The sequence below is a fragment of the Streptomyces sp. NPDC002265 genome, assembly GCF_040296125.1.
GTDB lineage: Bacteria > Actinomycetota > Actinomycetes > Streptomycetales > Streptomycetaceae > Streptomyces.
Map to the genome: position 1 here is coordinate 1 of NZ_JBEOWS010000394.1, position 8,461 is coordinate 8,461.

8 protein-coding genes and 1 pseudogene are annotated in these 8,461 nt (G+C 67.4%); 2 read left to right on the plus strand and 7 right to left on the minus strand.

Features of this window, described 5'->3' with window-relative positions:
- Window positions 1-262: 262 nt before the first annotated feature.
- Together ABT085_RS40245 and ABT085_RS40250 are read left to right on the plus strand one after the other, a co-directional pair.
- Window positions 263-841: a TetR/AcrR family transcriptional regulator gene (locus tag ABT085_RS40245; RefSeq protein ID WP_351620143.1), complete on the plus strand. Its 579-nt coding sequence runs from the start codon at window positions 263-265 to the stop codon at window positions 839-841.
- Between the two features lie 352 nt (window positions 842-1,193).
- Window positions 1,194-1,570: pseudogene (locus ABT085_RS40250) on the plus strand (PaaI family thioesterase).
- A 101-nt stretch (window positions 1,571-1,671) separates the two neighbouring features.
- Here ABT085_RS40250 and ABT085_RS40255 read toward each other — a convergent pair.
- The 7 genes from ABT085_RS40255 to ABT085_RS40285 form a co-directional block, all read right to left on the minus strand.
- Window positions 1,672-2,193 carry a hypothetical protein gene (locus ABT085_RS40255; RefSeq protein WP_351620146.1) on the minus strand — a complete coding sequence of 174 codons (522 nt, stop codon included), beginning with the start codon at window positions 2,191-2,193 and terminating at the stop codon, window positions 1,672-1,674.
- Window positions 2,190-4,688 (minus strand): site-specific integrase, encoded by a 2,499-nt coding sequence (locus tag ABT085_RS40260; RefSeq protein ID WP_351620148.1) that lies wholly within the window; start codon window positions 4,686-4,688, stop codon window positions 2,190-2,192. Before ABT085_RS40260 ends, ABT085_RS40255 begins: the two co-directional genes overlap by 4 nt.
- Window positions 4,685-5,854 carry a tyrosine-type recombinase/integrase gene (locus ABT085_RS40265; RefSeq protein WP_351620151.1) on the minus strand — a complete coding sequence of 390 codons (1,170 nt, stop codon included), beginning with the start codon at window positions 5,852-5,854 and terminating at the stop codon, window positions 4,685-4,687. The genes ABT085_RS40260 and ABT085_RS40265 overlap by 4 nt, the downstream gene beginning before the upstream one ends.
- Window positions 5,799-6,644 carry a CYTH domain-containing protein gene (locus ABT085_RS40270; RefSeq protein WP_351620154.1) on the minus strand — a complete coding sequence of 282 codons (846 nt, stop codon included), beginning with the start codon at window positions 6,642-6,644 and terminating at the stop codon, window positions 5,799-5,801. Before ABT085_RS40270 ends, ABT085_RS40265 begins: the two co-directional genes overlap by 56 nt.
- A gap of 12 nt (window positions 6,645-6,656) precedes the next feature.
- Entirely contained in the window at window positions 6,657-6,869 is a 213-nt protein-coding gene (locus tag ABT085_RS40275; RefSeq protein ID WP_351620157.1) for a recombinase, read from the minus strand.
- 96 nt (window positions 6,870-6,965) lie between these two features.
- Entirely contained in the window at window positions 6,966-7,247 is a 282-nt protein-coding gene (locus ABT085_RS40280) for a DNA-binding protein (RefSeq protein WP_351620160.1), read from the minus strand.
- Window positions 7,247-8,461, minus strand: a 1,215-nt coding sequence (locus ABT085_RS40285; protein ID WP_351620163.1) for an IS256 family transposase, incomplete at its 5' end; no start/stop codon positions are given. The genes ABT085_RS40285 and ABT085_RS40280, both read right to left, overlap by 1 nt.

Sequence of the window (8,461 nt, forward strand, 5' to 3'; positions counted from 1 at the left end):
CTTTTCTCCCCCCCTTGGTGGGGGGGGGTGCCTTGGGGGGGGGGGGCGGGGTTTACTCGGCCGCCGCCCCCCCGCGCCGCCTCGGCGAAGGAGCGGCCGAAGCCACGCGACGCACCGGTGATGAACCAGACCTTGCTCATGAGAATCCCTTCACATTCCGGAAGCGGAACGCCGGGGGAAGCGTCCCGCCACTGCAACCAGAATACTAGACTCGTCTAAAAATCGACGAGTCCAACAAGTATGATTCCGAAAGGGAGGATCCATGAGCCTGCGGGAACGCAAGAAACTGGCCGCGTGGCGCGCCATCAGCCAGGCGGCACTGCGCCTGTTCGAGGAACAGGGCTTCGAGGCGACCACGATCGAGCAGATCGCAGCCGCCGCCAACGTGTCCCGGGCCACCTTCTTCAACTACTTCGCCAGCAAGGAAGCCGTCGTCTTCGACCAGGACCCCGAAGCCCGTGATCGCTGGCGCACCCTTCTGGAGTCCCGGAGCCCCGGCGAGTCGCTCTGGGAATCGCTGGCCGCGATCATGATCGAGGTCAATACCGGACTCCGCGAGCGCATGCCGCTCATGCGCCGCCTCAAGGCACAATCCCCGGCCCTCGCCCGGGCCAGCCAGGCGTCCGGAGAACAGCTGCGCACTGATCTCCAGACCTGGATCCTGGCTCAGATCTCCGGCGAGGACGCGATGATCGGGATCCTCCAGCTCAACGTGGCTCTCGCCGCCGCGGGCACCGCCTACCAGAGCTGGAAGACCGACGAGGACTTCGACACCTACATCGAGCGCCTGCGCACCTGCCTTGCCGTCGCAGGGGCCGGCGCCGCGTCCCCCGCTCCATGACCAAACGGAACCGGCCACCCCTGGCAGGTGAAGTACCTGACCACGCTCACGCAGAAGGTCGGGAAGGAACGCTTTGACGCCGAGTTCGCCTAGGCGATCACGGGCAGCGACCTTGCACGGTCCTGAGTATCCGGCCTATGGCCGCCCAGGCTGTTACTCGCCTCAGCAGTGTCATGATGATCGTCATCTGTGCCGTCCTGCTGGTGGATCGCCTGGCCGGCTGAGGATCCCGCCCGTCCCTCCACCCCATTACAGGCACGAAGGAAAGCACATACGTGGAAGGGCGGCCCAGTAACAGCGGAGTCCGGCGGTCCAGAAGCGTGTCCGGGACAGTTTCGACCTGCAGTGCCTGATGTCTCACCTGGGCGCGAAGCTTGCCCACATCAGGCTTGTCGTGTGCACATCATGCTCCCGGCATGTCCTGAGGAGACCCAGCAGCACGGCTACGTCCACGCCGGCGCCACCAGCGTCGTCGCCGACAGCGCTGGCGGCTACGCCACCCTCACCCCGTTCGACGAGGACTCCGAGGTCCTCACCGTTGAGTACAAGATCAACCTCCTCGCTCCAGCAGCCGGCGACCACCTCGAAGCGATCAGCACCGTTCTCAAGCCCGGACGCACCCGGACCGTCTGCCAGTTGGAGGTCTACGGCGTCCAGGCCGACGGTGCCCGGAAGCTCATCGCGAACGGCCAGCAGACCCTGATCCGCGTCAACAAGTCCGCCAAATGAGCCCACTACCCGTCTATTCCAGCCCAGGTGTCCTGGCTGAAGTGATGACAACACCCTGACCACCCCAAGGCCCCGCGGAAGAAGCCGATCTCGCGACGTGGTCAACCACGCTGGTTGAGGGCACGGGTCAGATCCCGGTTGGCTGCCCGTGCAGCGTCAAGTTCGGCTTGGCGGTCGTCCAGGGAGCGGGTCAAATCGACGGCACGCTGTTCGAGGTGCGTGATGCGCGACTGCAGTTCAGTGACATCGGTTGGCGCCGCTATGCCGGAGGCGCGCCAAGCGTCCTCTCCCAGGACCTTGGACAGGCGGGCTTCAAGTTGATCGATCCGTGCAGCCATGCGAGTGCTGCGCGCGTTGGCATTGGCGAGGTCGGCCAGGAGGGATGCCCGGGTGGCTCCGGGGCCGTCGGCGTGAGGCGTGGCGGGTTCACGGGCGGCGATGTGGAGGGTGTCGAGCAGGTCGCGGTGACGGTAGAGGAATGTCCGGTCGACGGCAGCGGCGCGAGCGATCGCGGAAGCGGTCAGCGGGGTTCCATCGCGTTGCGCGGCGCTGATGGCTGCGGCCACGCGGCTGCGGCGGCGGTCGGTGCCGGCCTGGCGGCCTTCTTGCATCGAGGCAGTCACGGCAGAGTCCTTACGGGGCGGACGTCGGGGAGCGGCTGGCCGACGCGGGGCATGCCGAGGTGGACGGTGCGGGTGCTGCGGACCACGGCGATGGCCTGGTCGATCTGGGCGCGGTCCTCGGCGGTGAGATTGTCCAGGTCGCCGCTGACGCGGTCGATGAGCCGACGCACGCGCTGGATCTCTTCTGCGGCAGGCATGGCCTGCGCGCGGGCCCAGTCGTCGGCTTCGAAGGCTGACATGAGACGTTCGCGGCTGCGCAGCAGGTCGGCCAGATGGGCCTGGAGGTCGGGGAGGTAGGAGACGTCGGTGGAATAGTGCTCGCAGCCGAGACAGCGAAACCGCAGGGGACAGGCGTGGCCGCCCGCGGCGACGTTGGACGGTTCACGGCAGACGCCGTAGGGGACGGCCACCTCGCCGATCGCGCGGCGGACATGCTCGGAGTCGAGCAGGCTCTGCGCGGTGCGCCAGACCCGGTTGCCGTGCCGGTCGAACTGCAGGGCGGTGACCCGGTCGACGGCCTCGCGTCGGCGTTCCTCGCCGACGCGGTAGTAGCCCATGGTGGTGTGGACCAGTCGGTGGTCCATCAGTTCCTTGAGAACGTCGACGGGGACTCCGGCGTCGGCGTGGCGCTGGGCGTAGCAGTGGCGGTAGGCGTAAGGGAAGATCCGGGTCTTGTCGAACGGCACCAGCTGAGTCAGGCGGGCATCGTCGGCGCTGACGACGACAGGCACGAGGAGGTCGGGCAGGGAATTCACCCAGGCCCGGTGGTAAGAGGAGATCTCTGCGAGAGGTTTGGTGCCTTCCGGGTTGACCTTGGGACGCGGCAGGAGCCGCAGCCGGGCGGGGTCAACGGCGGGGAAGCGTGCCCGGACGCGCTGCTGTTGGTGTCGGATGGTTGCGGCCGTCTCGGTTCCGATCGGCAGGCGCCGCCCGAGGCGGTATGCCTTGTGGTTGTCGTAGACCAGGATGTCGGAGCCGTCGGGGTCCTGTTCCAGGCAGTTGAGGGGAAGGGTGTTGATCTCGTCGGGGCGTCGCCCGGTGTCGATGAGCAGCTCTGTTGCAACCCGGACCTCAGTGCTGCTCATGGTCTCCAACTCGTCGAGGTGTGCGCACAGCGCACGCATCACCTCGTCCGGGAGGTCGCGGCCGGCCTCGGTGTCCTCGGGCTCGTCGGGCATGTCCTCGGGCAGGATCGCGAAGTCGACCGGCATCCCCGCCAACAGCCTTCCGGGCGCGGTGAGGCCAAGGGTGCGGAAGCGGTGCAGGACCCGGCGGGCGTATCGGGTGAAGGCCAGGCGTCGTCGGGGCGTGATCTGCCCGGTCGAGGTGAAGTAGCCCATGCGGTTGGTGAACGCGAGGATGTCGCTGCGGCCCCAGGCCGCGGGCACCCTGCCATGGTCTGCACGCTGCACCCGCAGGCTTTCCGAGAGCATGCCCATGGCCGCAATGACCGCGCGGGCGTGCTGGACGGCGTTCTTGTTCCGGCGCCGGGGCAGGTCGTCGTACACCCAGATTTTCATCGCCTCCCGCAGTGGTTCCTGCAGGATGGGGGCGAAGGAGATGTGGCCCGACAGGCCGAAGACCACCATGTCCCAGCGGTCCTTGAGGCGTTCGGTCTCCGGCGTCATGTTCAGCAGCTGCAACTCCCGTTGCCAGGCCCGGATCATCGTGACCTGCTCGCGGCTGTGCCCGTGAGCAGCCGGATCCGTCACCTCCACAAGTTCCTGTACCTGGTGCAGCCGCAGCCGGTCGTACAGCTGGCGCAGGCACTCGGGCCGGGACTTGAACCCTTGCCGGGTGCGAACCCACAGGCCGAAAAGGAGTTCTGCGACGAGGCGGTCGGGCAGCCCGCGCAGGCTAGCCTCTCGCGTGGTGCAGATCGCCTTGTCCGTCCGGCGCCAGTGCGCCTCGTCAAACCCGGGCACATTACGGGCCCGGTAGAAGCGGTTGAGGTGCGCCTTGCAGTACGGAGGAGTGCGGGCGGTGCGGTCGAGATAGCACGCGGCGACCTCGCACGATCCGAGCCGGACAAGCCCGGTGACACTCGGATGGCCAAGGAACTCCTCCAAAGCCAACGTACGCAGCCCGACCGTGGTGTGCTGAACACGGTGCGCGTCACACAGCAGGCCGGCAACGGTGAGGCGGGGCCGCTCGCACCCTTGCACCGCGCACGGCACCTGGCCAACTCCACGGCTTTCTGCCTTCGTTACGAGGAGGAATTCCTCCAGCGGGAGGTTGGACTTGCTCCACCGCAGCATGCAGCCGCCGCACATCGGCCGCGTCAGAACAGTGATCGCCAGAGGGCATCCCGGCACGGGGCAATCCGGCAGACCGATCACCGGATGCTGTCGGGGCCACGTGACCACCCGCCGATCCCAGTCCCACCCCAGCAAAACCAGGAAGTCCTCGTCCACCGCCCGGAGGATCTCTGCCAGCCGCTTATCGGCCGCCAGCGTCTCGTAAGCCGGCGGGATCGCTGCACGCGCGCCCGTCACCGTTCCACCTCCGGGCCGCCGCGCCCGCGCGGCGAGGGCACCCGGTCAACTGCGGCCCGCACACGCTGCGGATCCGGAAACACGTACGGCCCCTGCGAGTCGAGACTCCTCTGCCCAAGCACCGCGGCCACTTCATCCGGAGCACCGCCTGCATCGGCGACGTTCGACGCGAACGCGCGGCGCGCCATGTGCGCGCCCACCCTCCTGTCCAGCCCGGCCCGGCAGCTCAGCCGTTCCAACAGCTCCCCGATCGCCTCCGGGGACATCGGCTCACCCAGTGGGGCCCGGAACAGGTTCACCAGCAGGAAGTCACTCCCACCCGACCCCAGCAGCCGGTAACGCTCCTCGTAGTAGAGGTCGAGCGCGGACACCACCAGGAAGTCCAGCGGCGCCACCCACGCGTGCCGCGACTTCGACCATGCCCCGTTCTCGTTCTCCCGTCGTCGCACGTGCACATGGGCACCCGGGTAGTCGCAGCCCAGCGCACGGGAGTCCGGCAGCAGATGCATATCGCTGCGCCGCAGCCCGGCCGCTTGGCCGCGGCGCAGCCCGACCCTGCTCACGAGCAGGACGACGAGCCGGTCCCGTGCGCTGTGGCACGCGCCGAACATGGCCACCAACTCGGTGTCCGCGGCCCGGTCTACCCGCGTCTCCGGCTCGCGCAACGAGTGCACCGGCCGCAGCCGGTAGAACAGGCCGCCGTCCTCACCCTGCGCCTCCGCCGGAAGGTCCCGGCTGTCGGCAAGCTCGTAGATCTGCCCGAGCACCGACCTGGGCGCCTCGCCCACCGACACGGCGTACGACAGCAGGCCCCGTACCGCCACTAGGACGCGGTTGATCCGCCGCTCGCCGCGCACCGGCTTCGCTCCCGGCCCGGGCTGAACAACCGGGGCCCCATCCGGCCGGGGCGCCGGGGTGTACTTCAGCCAGACCATGAACAGCCCGAGGTCCTGGCCGGCCGCCGTCCACTCTCGATGCGTCGACTGGCACCAGCGCAGGTAGAGCGCGACACCGCCGGCGTATGACTTCGTCGTCAGCTCCGCCCGGTCGCGCCCAAACCGCAGATTCCGAAGCCACCGATCAGCTGCAGGGACGGCCTCCAGGTCGTCGTCAAGGACCGTCCAGTACGTCTGCCCGGACGGCATCACCACGGGGAACGCCCGCATCCGTATCTCCTGCCACGAGTTGTGCAACAACCCGCCGCAGAGCCACACCCCCCGAGAACGAGTCCCAGGAGCTCAACGACCCCACCTCACCCCACGTCACGCCACATCCGGCCCCGCCCCAGAGAAAGCGGGAGGCCGCCGTCGCCGTACTTGTGGGTGGTGCGCTGGCTTCTCTGCACTTCACCTGAACGGGCGGCGAGGGGATTCGACTGGGGCGTGTTGCTAGGAGGCTTCCGGGGTGGAGTCCGTATTCGGCTAGCCACCCGAGCAACTCGTGGCGGGATGCCTGGACGAGGCGTCCTCCGGTGAAGCAGGTGTCGTCGGTGACCTCTGCGACGCACTCGACCGGGGGAACAAAGGACTCTGCCTCGTCGTCTGCAGCGAACTCGGCTTCTGCGAGTATGAGGCCATGCAAGTGGCCGTCGAAGACGTCGACACCCAAGGGAGGAACGCTGAAACGGGTCTTCGACAGCAGGGCGGCCGGCAGCGACGCGATCACGTCGTACTCGGCTGGCGACAAGTACGTGTTCGTGATCAGGCCCTGGATGGCCCCGGGCTGAGAGATCGGGACTTTCTGGGTGAGCTTGAGCTCGCAGCGGCCATCCGAGAAGTCGGCCCGACGCAGCCGTAAGCGCGTTCCTGTCACATACCGGTCGTTGATCACGCGGCTGACGGTCACCGCCGACGGTGCTGGTGGCTCGGCCAGCAGGAACCGCCTCTCCCGTTCGACGCGTGCGTACTTGCCTGGGTGAACCGCCTGGCCTTCAATCCCACCTCTTTTGTCCATCATGAGGACAGCCTCTCAGCCGCGAGGGCGCGGAAACTCAAGGTCAACAGTGGTTCGTCGTCGTGAGCGGATGGCGTCGGCTTGCTTGGTCCGCAGGAAGGTCAAGGTCAGGTCGATGCCCTCGATCTCCCCGAGCCACTGTTTCTCTTCCGCACGCTTCCGCCGCATGATCAGGTCTTTCTCCAGTTCGTCGAGGCGGGGAAGCATCTTCGGGTTGATCTGGAGCATCGGGCATCGGAAGCATGCGTGCTCGTGCTGACAGGTGTGCCATAGGGGCGAGCGCAGTTGCCGAGGAGTAATCGTCAAGACCTGTGGACCGGCTGATTAGAAGAAGCCGATCGTGTCCTTGAGGAGACGAAGGGTTTTTGCGCGGTATGTGGCACTGTCACGCCAAGTCTTCTCTGCCTGCACGCTGGCGATCGTGACGCCTGCCCTCCCGGCCGAGTTCTCCGCGGGCTTCAGGTGGCCGCAGGCGATGAGTGCGCCGCCGCGAAAGACGGCGATGCCCAGTTGGCGGGCGGCCTGGGGCTGGGACAACCAGGCGTCGTCCGGTATCTGGGGAACCCGCAGGAGCTTGGGGTAGCGGCGCTCGTCTCGCGATGTCATCAGGCGGCCCTCGCTTCGGAGCGTTCGACGAGGTGACCGTTCTCGAAGCGTGCTCCGGCGCGGACGAGAGCGACGAGCTTGGGTGCGGTGATCGCGCGCCAGCGGGCCTGGGCGGCCTCGACGAGCTTGAACACCATAGCCAGGGCCGAGGCCGGGCTGCCGGCGCCGCGGGTGACCTTGGTCCGGAGCTTCACGGTGCTGAAGGTGCTCTCGATGGGATTTGTCGTGCGCAGGTGCACCCAGTGCTCGGCCGGAAAGTCGTAGAACGCGAGGAGCTCGTTGGCCTCGCCGGTGACCTTCATGGCCGCCTTCGGCCACTTGACGCCGTAGGCGCGCTCGAAGCCCTTGATCGCCTTCTCGGCGTGGTCGCGGTCCTCGGCGTTGTACATCTCCTGCAGGGCTTTCTTCGCACCGGGCTGAGCCGACTTCGGTAGCGCGTTCATGACATTGCGGATCTTGTGAACCCAGCACCTTTGGTGCCTGGCCTGCGGAAATATCTCTGCGAGGGCTCTCCATAGGCCCATCGCGCCGTCACCGACTACGAGTTCGGGATCGCGCATGCCGCGTCGGCGGCAGTCACGCAGCAGATCCGCCCACGACTCGGTCGATTCACGCAGCCCCTCGGCCAGCGCGATGAGTTCCTTGCGGCCGTCGGGGCGCACGCCCATGAGGACCAGGACGCAGGAGTGGGCCTGGCCGAGGCGGACCTTGGGGTGGACGCCGTCGGCCCACACGTAGACGTAGTCCGAATCCGACAGGTCGCGGGCCTGGAAGGCAGTGTGGTCGTCGGTCCACTGCTTCGTCAGCCGGGTCACCGTCGCAGGCGAGAGGCCGGCCGAGGAGCCCAGGAACTGCTCCATCGCGGACACGAAATCCCCGGAGGACAGTCCGTGGAGGTAGAGCAGGGGCAGGACCTCGCTGATCTTCGGGGACTTGCGGCACCACGGCGCGTGGATCTTCGACGAGAACCGCTTTCGCTCACCGGTCTCCACGTCGACGCGCCTGTCGTTCACGCGGGGCGCCTTCACCGCGACTGGCCCGGCGGCGGTGGTCACCGACCGTTCGCGATGATGACCGTTGCGGACCACCAGACGGCGGCCCATCTCGTCCCGCTCGTCGGCTAAGACGCCGTTTCTTTTGGCTTGATCGTTCGTTGAACCGTGCATGACGGATCTGGTCGCGCGTTTGGTGCCCGATGAGTTGTGGGTGTTGTT

Coding starts and splice junctions, on each gene's coding strand:
- ABT085_RS40280 (WP_351620160.1), bottom strand. CDS start 7,247: ATGACATCGCGAGACGAGCGCCGCTACCCCAAGCTCCTGCGGGTTCCC.
- ABT085_RS40275 (WP_351620157.1), bottom strand. CDS start 6,869: ATGCTCCAGATCAACCCGAAGATGCTTCCCCGCCTCGACGAACTGGAG.
- ABT085_RS40245 (WP_351620143.1), top strand. CDS start 263: ATGAGCCTGCGGGAACGCAAGAAACTGGCCGCGTGGCGCGCCATCAGC.
- ABT085_RS40270 (WP_351620154.1), bottom strand. CDS start 6,644: ATGATGGACAAAAGAGGTGGGATTGAAGGCCAGGCGGTTCACCCAGGC.
- ABT085_RS40265 (WP_351620151.1), bottom strand. CDS start 5,854: ATGCGGGCGTTCCCCGTGGTGATGCCGTCCGGGCAGACGTACTGGACG.